20 protein-coding genes are annotated in these 16,043 nt (G+C 40.7%); all 20 read left to right on the top strand.

The genetic code is table 11. From position 1 onward, the window contains the following. Positions 1-32: 32 nt before the first annotated feature. The 20 genes from CVU62_03000 (at position 33) to gcvH (ending at position 16,039) form a co-directional block, all read left to right on the top strand. Positions 33-371 carry a DUF503 domain-containing protein gene (locus tag CVU62_03000; protein PKN39182.1) on the top strand — a complete coding sequence of 113 codons (339 nt, stop codon included), beginning with the start codon at positions 33-35 and terminating at the stop codon, positions 369-371. Next, positions 361-720 (top strand): ribosome-binding factor A, encoded by a 360-nt coding sequence (locus CVU62_02995; GenBank protein PKN39181.1) that lies wholly within the window; start codon positions 361-363, stop codon positions 718-720. Before CVU62_03000 ends, CVU62_02995 begins: the two co-directional genes overlap by 11 nt. After that, positions 713-1,663: a hypothetical protein gene (locus CVU62_02990; GenBank protein ID PKN39180.1), complete on the top strand. Its 951-nt coding sequence runs from the start codon at positions 713-715 to the stop codon at positions 1,661-1,663. Before CVU62_02995 ends, CVU62_02990 begins: the two co-directional genes overlap by 8 nt. Before the next feature lie 5 nt (positions 1,664-1,668). After that, entirely contained in the window at positions 1,669-2,616 is a 948-nt protein-coding gene (truB, locus tag CVU62_02985; protein PKN39179.1) for a tRNA pseudouridine(55) synthase TruB, read from the top strand. 49 nt (positions 2,617-2,665) lie between these two features. After that, positions 2,666-2,932: a 30S ribosomal protein S15 gene (locus CVU62_02980; protein ID PKN39453.1), complete on the top strand. Its 267-nt coding sequence runs from the start codon at positions 2,666-2,668 to the stop codon at positions 2,930-2,932. 135 nt (positions 2,933-3,067) lie between these two features. Further along, positions 3,068-5,188: a polyribonucleotide nucleotidyltransferase gene (locus tag CVU62_02975; GenBank protein PKN39178.1), complete on the top strand. Its 2,121-nt coding sequence runs from the start codon at positions 3,068-3,070 to the stop codon at positions 5,186-5,188. A 4-nt stretch (positions 5,189-5,192) separates the two neighbouring features. After that, entirely contained in the window at positions 5,193-5,450 is a 258-nt protein-coding gene (locus CVU62_02970) for a hypothetical protein (GenBank protein PKN39177.1), read from the top strand. Further along, entirely contained in the window at positions 5,438-5,881 is a 444-nt protein-coding gene (locus CVU62_02965; protein ID PKN39176.1) for a dUTP diphosphatase, read from the top strand. The genes CVU62_02970 and CVU62_02965 overlap by 13 nt, the downstream gene beginning before the upstream one ends. 331 nt (positions 5,882-6,212) lie before the next feature. Next, positions 6,213-7,382: a hypothetical protein gene (locus CVU62_02960; protein PKN39175.1), complete on the top strand. Its 1,170-nt coding sequence runs from the start codon at positions 6,213-6,215 to the stop codon at positions 7,380-7,382. A 216-nt stretch (positions 7,383-7,598) separates the two neighbouring features. Beyond that, complete coding sequence (locus CVU62_02955; GenBank protein ID PKN39174.1) at positions 7,599-7,796, top strand: XRE family transcriptional regulator; 198 nt, start codon at positions 7,599-7,601, stop codon at positions 7,794-7,796. Positions 7,797-7,857: 61 nt separating this feature from the next. After that, positions 7,858-8,124: a cell division protein FtsB gene (locus tag CVU62_02950; GenBank protein PKN39173.1), complete on the top strand. Its 267-nt coding sequence runs from the start codon at positions 7,858-7,860 to the stop codon at positions 8,122-8,124. Positions 8,125-8,167: 43 nt separating this feature from the next. After that, positions 8,168-9,250 (top strand): pilus assembly protein PilM, encoded by a 1,083-nt coding sequence (locus CVU62_02945; GenBank protein ID PKN39172.1) that lies wholly within the window; start codon positions 8,168-8,170, stop codon positions 9,248-9,250. Then, the gene (locus tag CVU62_02940) at positions 9,247-9,792 is read left to right on the top strand and encodes a hypothetical protein (GenBank protein PKN39171.1); all 546 of its coding nucleotides are present in this window, start codon (positions 9,247-9,249) and stop codon (positions 9,790-9,792) included. The genes CVU62_02945 and CVU62_02940 overlap by 4 nt, the downstream gene beginning before the upstream one ends. A gap of 3 nt (positions 9,793-9,795) precedes the next feature. Further along, positions 9,796-10,530 carry a hypothetical protein gene (locus tag CVU62_02935; GenBank protein ID PKN39170.1) on the top strand — a complete coding sequence of 245 codons (735 nt, stop codon included), beginning with the start codon at positions 9,796-9,798 and terminating at the stop codon, positions 10,528-10,530. Continuing rightward, positions 10,527-11,111, top strand: coding sequence for a hypothetical protein (locus tag CVU62_02930; protein PKN39169.1), 585 nt, complete (start codon positions 10,527-10,529; stop codon positions 11,109-11,111). Before CVU62_02935 ends, CVU62_02930 begins: the two co-directional genes overlap by 4 nt. A gap of 14 nt (positions 11,112-11,125) precedes the next feature. Continuing rightward, positions 11,126-12,910: a hypothetical protein gene (locus CVU62_02925; protein ID PKN39168.1), complete on the top strand. Its 1,785-nt coding sequence runs from the start codon at positions 11,126-11,128 to the stop codon at positions 12,908-12,910. Between the two features lie 75 nt (positions 12,911-12,985). After that, positions 12,986-13,768 (top strand): hypothetical protein, encoded by a 783-nt coding sequence (locus CVU62_02920; GenBank protein PKN39167.1) that lies wholly within the window; start codon positions 12,986-12,988, stop codon positions 13,766-13,768. Positions 13,769-13,868: 100 nt separating this feature from the next. Continuing rightward, positions 13,869-14,555 (top strand): hypothetical protein, encoded by a 687-nt coding sequence (locus CVU62_02915; protein PKN39166.1) that lies wholly within the window; start codon positions 13,869-13,871, stop codon positions 14,553-14,555. Then, positions 14,539-15,624, top strand: coding sequence for an integrase (locus CVU62_02910; GenBank protein ID PKN39165.1), 1,086 nt, complete (start codon positions 14,539-14,541; stop codon positions 15,622-15,624). The genes CVU62_02915 and CVU62_02910 overlap by 17 nt, the downstream gene beginning before the upstream one ends. Before the next feature lie 19 nt (positions 15,625-15,643). Continuing rightward, a complete protein-coding gene (gene gcvH / locus CVU62_02905; protein ID PKN39164.1) occupies positions 15,644-16,039 on the top strand; it encodes a glycine cleavage system protein H in 396 nt (131 codons plus the stop codon). Positions 16,040-16,043: the final 4 nt, after the last annotated feature.

The following is a 16,043-nucleotide window of genomic DNA, read 5'->3' as shown; positions in this document are numbered from 1 at the left end:
CACATGACTGTATGATTTCGGGGAAAAGCTTTATGGTTATTGGCTACGGAATCATAAATCTACGAATCCACGAAAGCGGCTCGTTAAAAGAAAAAAGAAGCGTTTTGAACAAGATTTTAAAACGAACGCAAAATGAGTTTAATATATCAATCGCGGAAACAGGCAAGCTTGATAATTATAAGATGGCCGAAATAGGCTTTGCGGTTGTCGGCAATGATTCCAGATATATTAACGGAAAGGTTGATCATATACTAAGGTTTATCAATGATTTGCGAGCGGCAGAAATGTTAGAAAGCAAAATAGAAATTATGGTTGTTTCCAGTTTTCTGGAAGCGGCCGATGAAAGAACAAGCAAGTACGATGAAATTTAAAAGAGCTGACAGAGTAGCCGAATTGATCAGGGCGGAGATGTCGGACATTATTATAAGGGAGGTAAAGGACCCCCGTTTGCATTCAGTTACCATAACAGACGTGAAAGTAGCCGATGATCTGCGTAACGCCAAGATTTATTTTGTCGAAATGGGAAAGGACGAATGCTCACCCGAGATCAAGGCCGGTTTGACTCAGGCAGCTGGTTTTATCCGCCGTGAGTTGGGAAAAAGAATGCGGCTGCGTTACGTGCCGGAGCTTTCTTTTGTTCATGACCAGTCTTTTGGATACGGTAATCGCATTGAAAATTTACTGGCTCAGATAGCGAAACAGGAAGAAAAAAATGATTAAGGAAATTATTGCGGCCATCAAAGAAGGTCAAAATTTTTTAATTACAGCTCATGTAAGATTGGATGGTGACGCGGTAGGATCGGAACTGGCTCTTTACCTCATGCTGAAAGAGTTGGGGAAAAATGTAGTCGTTTATAATCAAGATCATACGCCGGAACGTTACCGGTTTTTGCCGGCGGCAAACAATATAGTTCATTATATAAACAATGTTGAACAGTATGATACCGGCATTATTCTTGATTGCAGTGATTTGACGCGGTGTGGAGATGAAGCGGAAAAAATTGGAAAGATTAAAAAAATGATAAATATTGACCACCATGTTTCCAATAACGGTTTTTGCTCTGTGAAAATGTTGGATGCCGGGGCCAGTTCCACAGGCGAATTGCTGTTCCGTCTGATGCATGAAATGAAATTTAAAATGTCGAAAGACATTTGCACTAATTTATATGCGGCGATTATAACGGATACGGGCAATTTCCGTTATTCAAGCACTACAAAGGAAACATTCTGGGCTGCAGAAAACCTGGTGGCCAACGGTGCCAATCCGCAATGGATTTCAGAAAATATTTATGAGAGCGATTCTCCGGCAAGATTAAAATTGCTGGCCAAAGCATTGGAAACCTTATCTCTGGATCTGAAAAATAAAGTGGGCTCTCTGGTTGTTACGCAAAAAGCTTTACAGGAAACAGGAGCATCCTGGGAACTCACTGAAGGATTCGTTGACATTCCCCGTACAGTAAGGGGCATTGAAGTATCTGTGCTTTATACTCAACGTGGTGATAACAATTACAAACTAAGCTTGCGCTCTAAAGCTGATGTCAATGTAGAAAAAGTAGCAAAAAAGTTTGGCGGTGGCGGTCATATTCATGCTGCAGCTTGCTGGATTAAAGGCGACATTGAATCAATCAAAGCGCGGGTTATTGAAGCGGTAAGGGAAGTTTAGTGATCATGATGGATGGTGTGATAATCATTGATAAGCCGGCAGGTAAAACTTCACATGATGTTGTCAGTGCAGTGAAGAAAATCCTGGGTGTCAAGAAAGCCGGCCATACTGGAACGCTTGATCCGATGGCTACAGGGGTGCTTCCGGTATGCTTGAATGAGGCTACTAAGCTGGCAAGTTTTCTAACTGAAGACAACAAGGAATACCGGGCAACAATGCTATTGGGTGTGAAGACGGACACTTTAGATACCGAAGGTAAAATTATCGACCAATGCGATAATATTGCCGTAACCGAGGAAAAAATAAGAAAGATAATGATGCAGATGGTAGGAACCATTAAACAGGTCCCCCCTGCCTATTCCGCAGTTAAACATTCTGGTAAGCCTTTGTATAAATGGGCAAGAAGTGGTGTTTTTTTCAAGGTGGAACCGCGAGAGGTAACCATTCATAGTATTGTTATCGAAGATATTTCTTTGCCCTGTATAACTTTTCGGGTTGTCTGCTCAAAAGGGACATACATCAGGACCCTTTGTTCCGATGTTGGTGATTTGCTCGGATGTGGAGCATGTTTGTGTAACCTTCGCCGTTTGAAGAGCGGTGTTTTTTCCGAAGAAATGGCTGTTTCCTTGAACAATTATGAAGGTGATGATAAAAAAAATGAGCTTTCCGGAAAAATATTGCCAATGGCAGAATTGTTGCCTTTGCTGACCACAATTGAACTGGAGGATAATTCTGCGGCAAAACTGCGTAATGGTTGGCAGCCTTCTGTGGAAATGATGAAGGAATATGATCTTCCTTTTCTGAAAGCTGGAGATATGATAAAATTTATTAATAATAGCGGATATCTTTTGGCTGTTGCCGAAATGGTGGCACCGGTAAATAAATTTTCCGAATTCGATGGGAAAAGACAGGCGGCCAGAATTGTCCGTGTGTTTAACAATATTAGCAAGTAAACATAATATTAAAGATAAACAAGGATTTAATTACAAAGGAGGAAAAAGCGTGTTAAATACGGAGAAAAGGAAAACAGTAATTTCAGATTATCGACTTCATGAAAAGGATACGGGATCCCCTGAAGTCCAGATTGCTCTTTTAAGCGCCAGAATAGAATATTTAACGGAGCATTTTAAAGAGCATAAAAAAGATCATCATTCTCGTCGCGGTCTGCTCAAACTGGTTGGTCAGAGAAGAAGGCTTCTCAATTACATTAAAGAGAATGATATAGAAAGATACAGAAATGTTATTAAGCGTCTAGGCCTCAGGAAGTAAAAGAATCATTCAAGGGCGGAAGGCATAAGGCAACCTGATCGCCAGGCGCGGCATTTTAAATGCCTGCGGCTGTTGACTTATGCGTTTCGCCCTTGAATTCTATGGCTAGAACTAAAATAAAAGGGAGGAAAATTAATGAGTAATGTATTTAGTGCGGATTTCGCCGGGCGGAATATTTCCCTGAAAGCGAATTATGTGGCCGCGCAAGCTGATGGGTCGATACTGGTTTACTACGGCGACACAGTCGTTTTAGTTACGGCGGTTTCGTTAAAAAGTATACGGGAAGGGGTGGACTTTCTGCCCTTGACTGTTGATTATCAGGAAATGACTTTTGCCGCTGGTAAAATTCCCGGAGGATTTTTTAAGCGTGAAGGGCGTCCTAACGAAAGAGAAATTCTGACGTCGCGCGTTATTGATCGCGCGATTCGTCCTTTGTTCTCCAAAGGATACTATTCGGAAACGCAATTAGTGGCCACTCTTTTGTCCGTGGATAAAGAAAACGACCCGGATGTCGCGTCAATGATCGGCGCGTCCGCCGCTCTGGGAATATCGGATATTCCTTTTAAAGGACCGATTGCCGGCGTGCGTGTCGGCAGGATCAATGGCGAATTGGTTGCCAATGCTTCGCCGGAAAAAATGAAGGAAAGCGAGATGAACCTTTTCCTGGTGGGACGCAAAGTCACGCCCGGAAAGTCAGGCCATCCCTATGATGTGGAACTGGTCATGATGGAAGGCGAAGCCAAAGAGATTCCGGAAGATATCATTGTTGATGCCATTAAATTCGGACTGGAGGCTGTCCGTCCGGTCATTGATTTACAGGATCAGATGCAGGCGGCTATCGGCAAAGTCAAAAGACCGGTGGAAGAAGTCGCGCCGGATGAAGAGCTTATTGCGCGAGTGCGTACCGAAGCCCTGCCGGGTTTGAAAGAAGGATACAGTCTGCCGCGCAAACTGGAACGTTACAGTAAACTGGGTGACGTCCGTGCGGCTGTTATAAAAAATATCGGTGGAGATGACGCGGCTCTTGGCAAAAAAGTTGCGGCGATTATCGAGCACCTCGAATCACGCATTCTGCGCGATATGATTATTCAGGAAAAGAAAAGAATCGACGGTCGGTCTTCAACCGACATTCGTCCAATAAGTTCGGAAGTCGGCGTGCTGCCGCGCGCTCACGGTTCGGCCCTGTTCAATCGTGGTGAAACGCAGGCATTGGCCGCTCTCACGTTGGGCACATCCTCTGATGAACAGCGCATGGACTATGTGGGTGGTGAGGAGACAAGAACGTTTTTACTGCACTACAATTTCCCTCCCTTCAGTGTGGGCGAGGCAAAAGGTCAGCGCAGTCCCGGCAGAAGAGAAATCGGCCATGGTGCTTTGGCCCGCAAGGCCTTGGTTCCCGTGCTGCCCGATCCTGAAACATTCCCTTATACCATCCGGATTGTTTCGGAAATTTTATCATCCAACGGATCGTCTTCTATGGCCACCGTTTGCGGCGGCATTTTATGTTTGATGGACGGCGGAGTTCCGGTGAAGGATATCGTCGCGGGAATTGCCATGGGGCTTCTCAAGGAAGGCGATGAAGTCGTGATTCTGTCCGACATTCTGGGCGATGAAGATCATGCCGGCGATATGGATTTCAAGGTTTGCGGTACGGAAAAAGGCGTGACCGCCATGCAGATGGATATTAAAATTGACGGGCTTACGGAAGACATTCTGCGCAAGGCTCTGGCACAGGCGCGTGAAGGTCGTATTCATATCATAGGGAAAATACGCGAAACGATGACCGCGCCGAGAGCGGATACATCAAAATACGCTCCCCGTATTACAACAGTGAAAGTAAAAGAAGATCAGGTCAGAAACGTTATCGGTTCCGGTGGCAAGAATATCCGTCAAATTATCAGCGAGACAGGAGTTACCATTGATGTCGAAGATGACGGCACCGTAACGATTGCTTCCGCCGATGCCGAAGCGGCCGCCCGCGCCGTGGCGATGGTGAAATGGCTGACGGAAGAAGCGGAAGTTGGTAAGATTTACCGTGGCACGGTCAAGAAGATCGTCGATTTCGGCGCGTTTGTCGAAATTCTGCCCGGCACCGAAGGACTTCTGCATATCTCGCAGATTGCCAAAGAAAGAATCGCCAAGGTGACTGATGTGTTGCAGGAAGGCGATGAAGTCATGGTTAAAGTGCTGGAAATTGACAAATCCGGCAAGATTCGTCTTAGCCGCAAAGAAGCTCTGGACGCCGAAGTTAAATAGTTCTTTGCTGGCGGTAATTATTCAAAGCAAACCGTTCTGTATTCGTAAAATAACGGATACAGAACGGCTCTTTTTATTTTTCGAAACAGATTTTTGTGTCATTCCGAGGAGCAAAGCGACGAGAAATCTTTATTTTATATTATTACCTTATAAGATTTCTCCCTGTGGTCGAAGTGACAAATTGATAATTATGCAAAGATTTTTTTCACCGATTAAAACAGGCGGAAATATATTTTCCGGTTGGATAAAATGGAAAAAATAAAAGTAAATATCCAAAAAATATCGGGTAATGAAAACCTTCCCTTGCCTCAATATATGACAGATCAGGCCGCCGGAATGGACATATTTGCCGCCGTATTTGAAGAAGAGATTATTTTGCCCGGTCAACGTAAGAAAATTCCAACGGGAATTGCCATAGCTTTGCCCGAAGGTTACGAAGCGCAGATAAGACCGCGCAGCGGTCTGGCCTTAAAAAATGGAATAACCTTGCTTAATTCACCGGGTACGATTGATGCTGATTATCGCGGAGAAATTGCATTGATTGTTATTAATCACGGAAAAGAACCATTCGTTGTTAAAAGAGGTATGCGTTTGGCGCAAATGGTTGTGCAGAAAGTTTTTCAGGTGGATTGGATCGAAACTTCGGAACTGGAAAATACATCCAGAGGCAATGGCGGATTCGGTCACACCTGATACCACTTCTAAAGGAATTCCCGCCATGTTAGCGAAAATTATCGGCAAGGAAAGATTTTTTTTATTATGCGCTCTCCTGACGGAAATGCGCTTCCGATCAAAGCGCTATCTTTGTTGGTCCCGATTTATCGGGATCGGCTTCCTCAACGTATAACCTGAAGGTCACACGTGTAAAAATACGCCTCGTTGCATCCTCCTAGCCGCCTCGATATCATCTTTAATTTAAAAGTGGTAAACAAACCGCATGCGTACAATCCTTCTTAGCTTTTGCAATTGGCGCTAAACAATGGTATGAAAGGTACAAAATTATTTCAGATTCCAAAATTTATGTATGAAAAAATTTAAAGTTAAAAAAACATTTGAAGAAATAAACGCAAAGATAAAAGAAGGGCGGGCTGTTGTTGTCACGGCGGAAGAGATGATTGATGTCGTGGATCGGCATGGCGCAGTTGAAGCCGCCCGCAAAATTGATGTCGTTACTACCGGAACTTTTGGAGCTATGTGCTCTTCGGGAGCGTTCCTTAATTTCGGTCATACCTCTCCCCGGATTCGAGCATCCAAAGTTTGGTTAAATGATGTACCGGCTTATGGCGGAATAGCGGCAGTGGATTGTTATATTGGTGCGACAGAAGTAGTGGAAAATGATCCGCTCAACAGCGTTTATCCCGGTGAGTTTAACTACGGCGGCGGTCACGTAATAGAAGATCTTGTGGCCGGAAATGTTGTCAAACTCCGCGCTGAAGGTTACGGGACCGATTGTTATCCCGCCAGAAAATATGAAAGAAACATTACGATCAATGATTTACAAAATGCAATTTTGTTTAATCCGCGTAATGCTTATCAAAATTATAATTGCGCTGTTAATTTATCCGATAGAACAATATATACATACATGGGTATGCTTCGTCCGCAAATGGCCAATGCGGCTTATGCAACATCGGGACAATTAAGTCCATTGTTCAACGATCCGTATTACCGGACAATAGGTATTGGTACCCGGATATTTTTAGGTGGAGCGCAGGGGTTTGTGGCTTGGCCTGGTACGCAGCATAATCCTAATGTGCCCCGTGGAACAAACGGCGTTCCCAAACAAGGAGCCGGCACAATCGCCGTTGTTGGTAATTTGAAAGAAATGGGTCCGGAATGGCTGGCAGGGGCGAGTATTTTAGGTTATGGAGTTTCCCTGTTTGTAGGAATAGGAATTCCTATTCCCATTTTGGATGAAGACATGGCGCTTTTCACAGCGGTAAAAGACGAAAATATTTATACCCAGATTTATGATTACAGTATGGATTATCCTAAAGGCAATCCCAAGCCTCTGGCAGAGGTTAGTTATAAAGATTTACGCAGCGGAACGATTACTATCGATGGGAAAAAAGTGATCACCGCGCCTTTGTCCAGTTATTACAAAGCAAGACAAATTTCCAATATATTAAAAGAGTGGATTGAAAGCGGTAAGTTTATCCTCGGAGAACCGCAGCAGGTTTTACCTTCCGTGTAAATCTATAATTTTAATTATAAAAACCATTCATTAAAACATTTTCATTTTTTAGTAATGAATTATGACGCAATTTGCCTATTGAAGCCATATTTTTCATTAAAACAATTATGAATATTAATCAATATTCATTAATATTAATTAATATTGATCAATTTGCTTGACTTTTTGCTGAAATTAATGTTTCTTAATAACCATAATAAGGGAAAGCTTTAATTTATGGTAGATAATATCAATAAAAATCACGTAAAAAAATTTCGAGAAACAATTCCTCTGAGTATATCTGAATTGGCGAGAAAGGCGGGATTGACCCCGCAAACAATCGCTAAAATGGAGAAAGGTTTGTCTACTAGAAAGAATTCTGAATTGAAAGTAGCCAAAGCATTGCAGAAACCGTATGAAGAAGTGTTCCCTTGAAACAAAGTAATAAGGGTGCATCATTTTTTCATCGTATTGAACTGGTGGGAATTGATTTCAAATGAAGATAGGAAGATATCTTGTTGGTTTTTTGCTGCTCATGGCGCTTTTGATAACGTTTGGCAACAGGGGATTTGTTGATAACTATCTAATGAGTAAACGATTGGCTCAATTGAAGTTGCAAAACAATGAAATAACTATGGAGAACGATGAATTAAAAAAGAAGATACTTTTATTACGTAACGATTCCAGTTACATAGAAGCAATGGCCCGAAATGAATTAGGTATGGTTAAAAAAGGAGATGTTGTTTACCGGTGGGCAAAATGATGAGATAAAAGTGTTTCGTTAAAAACTATATGACGGTGCTTTAATGCTAAACTTAAAAGAAATTTTTTCACGTAAAAAGAGCCTGGTTGGTTTAGATATCGGTTCAAGTTCTTTAAAACTGGGTGAAGTCGTCAGTAGCTCTCATGGGCCTGTTCTTAACCGCTTCCTTCAGGTTCCCTTAACCAAGGGTATAATTATCGATGGTGTTTTGGCTGATTCCAGTGCATTATCTTTAAAAATTAAAGAACTCTTCAAAAATTCTGGTTGCAAACACAAAGGAATAGTAACCTCTCTTGCTGGAAGCTCAGTCATTATAAAAAAAGTAACATTGGATCAAATGAATGAAGCAGAATTGCGTGATTTGATCCATGATGAAGCAGGCAAATATTTGCCTTTTGATAATATGGAAGAGGTTAATTATGACTTCCAGATTTTGGGCGATAATAACTATAACCCTAATCAAATGGATATTATGATTGTGGCTGCAAAAAAAGATGTGGTTAGTAGTTATCTTGAGGCAATCACAGCCGCCGGCCTTAATGTTATGATTATGGATGTCGCTCCTTTTGTTTTGGAAACTGTGTATGAAGCTAATTATGAATTTGATAACGATGAAACTGCTGTAATTATAAATATCGGAGCGAGTACTACCGGCATCAATGTTATTAAGGGCGGCATGTCAATATTTACGAGAGATTTTGCTTTGGCCGGAAACGCTATTACTGAAAGTTTGCAGGAAAAATATAAGTTGACTTTTGAGGAAGCAGAAAAAATCAAAATAGAAGGTTTGCCCAACGGCAGTGAAGAAGATAACCTGGATTTAAAAAACAGCATTCTGGAGTTTACCAAGCCTATTTGCTTGGAAATCGAAAGGTCCATAGATTATTTTCATTCAACTTTTGGCGGCGAATACATTAAGCGCGTATTGCTTTCCGGTGGATCGGCTAAAATTTCCAATTTGGTTACAAGTTTATCAGAAAAGCTTAATGTGAGAATTGAATTAATCAATCCGTTTTTAAAAATTGGCTATAATAAAAGAAACATTGACGCAAAGAATATAGAAAGCATTAAACCAATTGCAGCAGCAGTTATAGGTTTAGGCTTAAGGAAGATAGGCGACAAATGATAAAAATAAACCTTTTACCCTATCGCGAAAAAGAAAAAAAAGAAAATCTTAGCCAGCAAATATTCATTGCTGTAGGTTCATTTGTCGTATTGATTCTTTTGCTTGTGTGGTTGCAGGTTTGGATAAATTCTTCAATTAGTAATTTAGAAAGTAAGGTAAAAACTGCTGAAACTACCCTGGTGGCATTAGATAAAAAAATAGGTGATCTGGAAAAGTATAAAAATGATAAAAAGGAGTTGGAACAAAAGCTGGGCGTAATTGCAACTTTAGAAGAAAACCGTTTAGCGCCGGTAAAAACTTTAGACAATTTGGCTATGCTTGTTCCTAAAGATATCTGGCTCGTCAAGATAACCCAGAAAGAGGATCGCATTAACATTGAAGGTATTGGCAGAGACAATATAATTGTTGCCGATTTTATGAAAGATGTTGAGAAATTTGATCCGATAAAATCAGTGGATTTGATTTCATCAAAAAAGACGGAGATTGCCGGTGTTACTTTACAACAGTTTAATTTTTCCTGTATTCTGAAAAAAGGGTTCTAATATATGGCCATCACATTGAATGATATAAAGAAAATGTCTACTAAAGCCAAAGTGTTGGTTGTATGTTTGCTTGTTTTCATTATCGGTTATCTGGATTGGTTTTACTTTTTATCTTCGGCAATAGAAAAGAGATCTTCGCTTAATAATAAATATACAGAGATAGCGTCGAAAATTAAAGAAAAAGAAAAAGTTGCCAAGCAGATTGATCAATACAAGGCTGACGTCGCGAAATTAACAGAAAATTATAAAGTAGCCCTGCTCAAACTTCCCAACCAAAAGGAAATACCAGCACTTTTTCATTCTGTTGCGTTAGCAGGGAAGGATGCTGGTGTTGAATTTCTGTTATTTGAACCTAAACCGGCAGTGCCCAAAACGTTGGAGAAACAACCTACCGGGGTACAAAAAACAGCGGGATTACTTAAGCCTTCGGATCAACGGCAAGGAGAAGCCTCTAATGCTAATCCTGTGGGTGCCGGAGATAAGAAAGGCGCCGCACCGGCAGCGGAACCGTTTTACGAAGAAATACCGGTGGGAGTTTCGGTAATCGGTACTTTTCAAAACATCCTTTACTTTTTTAACAAAGTGGCTCAATTGCCGAGAATTATCAATGTTTCCGATATCTCCATCGGAGACAGAAAAGAAGTAAAAGGAAAGGGACATGTTGTTGCTACAACCTGTACGATTAAGACGTACATGTTTATTGATAAAAAAGAAAAAGTAAGTGAAAAAACAAAATGAGAAAAATAAAATTTGTCATTGCCAGCACTTTTATAATTATTTATATTACAGCAAGTTTTGCTTTTGCTGCTGAAGTAAAAAATACCTTGCCTTCTCCTCCGCAGACTCCTGTAAATATTATGCCTGCGGCAACGACAGCGCAAGTTAAACAACCATTGACCGGCTCTGCGGCAAATGCAACTCCGGCCGCAATGACAACGCAAATTCAGACGCCTATTACAACATCTCCCATAGACAATTACAGCTATAATCCATTAGGCAAACCTGATCCCTTCCGGCCTTTCGTAACAGTAGATGTTGCTGTTGCAAAAAAGCAAGTTCTCAAAAAAGCAGAGGTTTCTATGTTCCCATTGCAAAGAGCCGATGCTGAAAAATACCGGATAGTAGGAATTGCCGGTGATAAAGATCATCGAGTGGCTATTTGTGAAGATACGGCTAAAAAGTTCTATACTTTATATAAAGGGACTCGCATTGGTTTATATAATGGTAAAGTAATCGAAATTATGGCTGATCGTGTCATCATAGAAGAATATGAAACAAAAAAACCAAGAAGGGTAATTTTAAAACTGCGCAAAAATTAAAAAGAGGTTAGATCATGAAAAAATATTTATCCAAAACATTTCTTGTTTTTACAATTACTATTTGGATTTTTACATATATTGCAGGCGTTTCTTTCGCTGCTGAAACAACAGATAAAAACAAAGCATCTGAAGACAAGTCAGCGGCTGTTGTTGCCAATGTAGGTAATCTGGAAAATGTTTTATTGGAGAAATTGTCCGGGAAAGAAAGAATACATCTTGTTGTGTCCCAAAAGCCGGTTATTGATATGAGAAGTAAGAATAACGGCAGTTATCTGATAAAATTGGAAAATATGACTGTCCCTGAACGCCTGTGCCGACCCTTGGGAGAAGGTGAATTAAATAATATTATAAGCGTAACACCTTCGCAACAATTGATCAAAGGTAAGCGATGGGTTTATTTAACTGTTGATATTAAAAAGGTTGTTCCTTTCGCAATAAAACAAGAAGGACAGAATTTGTTTATTGATTTTAATATCGCCAGTTTATTGGAAAAGAAGGATAATGATTCTCAGAGAATTAAAGGAAAAACTCCTGTAACCACAGGAAGAAAAGCGACAGCAAAAGTCAGTGCGGAAACTGTAACCGGCAGCGATGTTAAGAAAGGTGAAGAGACAGAAGTAAAACCTGTCCAGTATGAAGCAGTCAAGGGTACGGATCGAATAATAGACCTTGATTTTCAAGATGCAGATATAAAGAGTGTCTTACGTCTGATGGCTGAATCCGGTAATGTCAGTATTGTTTCCAGCGAAGATGTGAAGGGTTCTATAACTTTATCTATGAAAAATGTTCCATGGAAGCAGGCTCTGGATACGATATTGGACTTGAATAGTCTAACTAAAAGGCAAACAGGTCATATCATTACCATAACAACTTTGGATAGAAAGAAAAAAGATGAAGCTGACAAAGCGAGGGCCGCGGATGATCAAAATAAGGCTGACGACGAACGGAGAGCCAGAGAACAAAAAATGATGGCGGAAAAAGGGTTGTTAAAACAAGTATTAATTGAAGCAAAGATTGTCGAGGCGACCGAAGATTTTGTCAGAAAGATTGGAGTTGAGTGGGGTTTTGGAAATCAGCAAAAAGTCAGTGGCGGCACTTACGGTCTGGGTACATCCGGTGGCAGTAGTACATCTTTAACGCCGACTCAATATAGACAATCTTATCCTTCTCAAGTTGGCATTGTTGATAGCATTTCCGGTAAAAGTTTAGCCATGGCAGCGGTAAATTTCCCTGCTGCTGTAACAGGGCCGGTTATCGGTCTGGTATTTGGCGGCGCAACGGGCTTTCTCGAAACTCAATTGGCCGCTTTGGAAGAGAACGGTACAGGAAAATTGATTTCTGCGCCTAAAGTTGTGACTATGGAGGGCATTAAAGCTATTATTAAGCAGGGCACGGAGGTTCCGTATACAACTCCGGCATCCGGGACTTCACCGGCAACTGTTTCTTTTAAAGAAGCCTTATTGAAATTGGAAGTAACACCCAAAATAACTGATGAAGGAAAAATTTCCATGGACATCAAGGCAAGTAATGATAGTCCCGATTGGGCAAAGGAAGTGCAGGGTAATCCTCCCATCAAGAAAAGTGAGATAGAATCAAAGGTTGTTATTAGTGATGGAGACACAGTTGTTGTTGGCGGAGTTATGTCGATTGATGAATCTACATCGGTAAGTGGATGGCCCTGGCTGCAGAAGATTCCCGTTCTGGGTTGGTTATTTAAAACCGAGAATGTAAATCGTAACAAAAAACAGCTGTTAATTTTTGTGACACCCAAGATATTAAAAGGTGACAATATTAAATAAAGTGCGGGGAAAATTATAAATTAATCATTCTATATCGGTTTTAAGCTGACCGTTGCTATATTATTTAGGTTAAAAATGGTTGTTCACAAAAATAAGTTTATTATAAATAAAACTTCCTTGTCTCTCGTTTGTCTGACAATACTCCTTTGTTCCTCCTGTACTTATACCCCCTGGCACAGAGAACAATCAGAACTTTTTTTGAACAAAGGCATTTCTTATATCGGCGTTGGTCAATATAATAACGCCTTCAAAGAGTTGTTGGAATCTGAAAAATACTATTCCGGAAATCCCAAAGTTCATTATTATTTAGGCATATCTTACCATGGAAAAGGCATGAAGGATAAAGCCATAGAGGAATTTAAAGAAGCAATCTCTCTGGATGAAAATTATTCTGAAGCGCATAATTTTTTGGGCACGTTGTATTTAGACAGCGGACTTTGGGATCAGGCAATTGAGGAGTTTGAAAAAGCTCTCAGTAATCATTTATACGATACGCCTGCAATGGCCCTTTATAATATGGCTTGGGCTTACTATTCTAAAAAAGATTATAATAAGGCTACAGCGAAATATCAGGAAGCGCTTAATGCCGATCCCCGAACCACGTTACGGCCGCAAATTGAAAAAAATATGGGACTAATTTACTTCGATCAGGATAACCCTCTGGAAGCTATTCGGCATTTTAAGAAATCCGTGGAATTAGATCCTTCTCTTGTGGATGCTCAATTTTTATTGGGTCAGTGTTATTTCAGGACTGAAGATAATAAAAATGCTAAAAAAGCGTTTCAGACCGTTGTTAGATTATCGCCGGACTCTTCTTTCGGCCGGCTTGCTAAAAATTATTTGCAGTCCTTGAAATAATCTAAACATAACATTGCTTCTTTCCAGCCTTGACACGATATACCGGCTGTGTTACTTAGCGCGAAAAATCCTTTTTTATTTAATCGATTAGCCGAAAAATATGGAAAACAATACTTCTGAGAAAGACCAGAAAAATTTTCTTAATGAAGCGGAAGAACTGCTGGAGCTAAATAAGTTTCCAGGCGCTTTGAATCTCGCACGGGAGCGTATTAAGTTTTTTCCTGCCGACGCCGATGCCTACGTAGTTGCCGGCAGCGCTCTAATCGGCATGGGAAGAATTGATGAGGCGCGTGATATTTTGCGTAATGTTGGCAATATTATTTCGGAATTGTCTTTTGTCTATGACCGGGCAGGTGATGTTTACCGGAAAAATGGTTTTCATCAGGATGCCGCGTTTTGTTACGAGAAATTTCTTTCTTTGCATCCAGGTGCTGAAGACGCAAGAATGGTTATTGAAAAAATGACTCTTCTTGATCAGGAAGATCATCCTGTAAATGAAATTGATATAATAGATGAAAACATCCCTGAACCGGAATTGTTTACAGTGACTCTTGCGGAGCTTTATTTCAGGCAAGGTCACTTGCAGGTAGCACGAAAAATCCTCGAAGAAATAATAAAAAAAGAACCGCAAAACATTCAGGCCGCTGCAAAACTTGATATGCTTAAAAAATCACTTGATACCTCGTCAATCGTTGCTGAAAACTTTGATCCGGATAAACTGATTAAGACATTGTCCTCCTGGCTTAAAAATGTCGATAGGTTGAAAATACATGCCACAAACCAATAAAGAATTACCGGATAGAATATCCCGCCTTCGGAGAAAATTTTCTTCCTGCAAAATAGATAGTCTAATATTTTTCAATATGAACAATATCCGTTACCTCTCCGGTTTTACAGGCAGTGAAGGTGTCCTTTTGATTAGTTCCGATGAAACAAATTTGCTTGTTGATGGCCGTTATATTACTCAGGCCGGCATGGAAACGAAAGGTCTGCGGGTTATAGAACACAAGGATAAAATTGAAGGAATCATTCAGGCGATAAAGAAACTTAAACTAAAACGCATTGGTTTTGAAGAGAATTCGATAACCCTTGGAATGTACAATCAATTGACGAACCATGTGCATCATGGAGTATTTGTTGCTTTAAATGATGAATTGAAATTGCTTCGAGCATACAAAGACAAAACAGAAATAGCGCTGATGAAAAAAGCCGCGGAAATTTCCTCTTCTTCCATTCGCTCACTGATAGGTAAAATAAAACCAGGTTTTACGGAAAAGGAAGTGGCGCTGGAATTGGAACTTCAAGCGCGAAGAGCCGGCGCTGATGAACTCGCGTTTGGAGCGATTGTTGCCGCGGGGGAAAACGCCGCATTTCCCCATGCTAAACCAACGGATAGAAAAATAAAAAAAGGAGATTTTGTTGTTATCGATTTTGGCGTTAAGTATAAGGGCTATTGCTCGGATGAAACCTGTACAATTGCTTTTGGGAAATTGACAGACAGGCAAAAAAATGCTTATCAAATGGTGAAAAACGCTCATGATCGGGCGCTATCTTGTCTTAAAGCAAACGTTTTAGCGGCCGATATTGATCGGTGTGTCCGAAGCGTTTTTGGAGAAAAATACGTCCGGTACTTTGTTCATGGTACAGGGCATGGTGTGGGTTTAGAAGTTCATGAAGCGCCACGCCTGGCCTCCAATTCCACTGATATTTTAAAGCCAAATATGGTTGTAACTATTGAACCTGGTTTGTATATCCCGGGGCTTTGGGGCATACGAATCGAAGATACAGTGCTGGTGAAAAAAAATAGTTGCGAAAAGATTACAAAAATGGATAAAGAACTTATCATTATAGAATAAAAGCAGAGGTTGTGCTGTTATGAAAGTGTTTCCAGAAGATGTGCTTTATAGTTCCGAACACGTATGGGTCCGGGTTGATGGATCTATGGCCACGATAGGAATTACCGATTATGTCCAGGAAAGACTGGGAGACATTCTCTCCGTTGAATTTCTTGAAGCCGATACTTATGTGGAACGCGACGAAACATTTGGTTCCATCGAATCCGTCAAAGAAGTAGTGGATTTGATTGCTCCCGTCAGTGGCACTATAGTTGTTGTTAATGAAGATATTATCGACGACAGCGATATAATAAACAGAGATCCTTATGATACCGGATGGCTGATTATCATTGAAATGGATAATTTGGATCAAATAGATGATCTTATGGTTGCTTCCAGTTACCATGATTTTATAACACAAAAAGAAATAGACTGATCAT

The organism is Deltaproteobacteria bacterium HGW-Deltaproteobacteria-2 (genome assembly GCA_002840505.1).
GTDB lineage: Bacteria > Desulfobacterota > Syntrophia > Syntrophales > Smithellaceae > Smithella.
The sequence above is the reverse complement of the archived record's forward strand: the minus strand, read 5'-3'. Positions and strand labels throughout refer to the sequence as shown.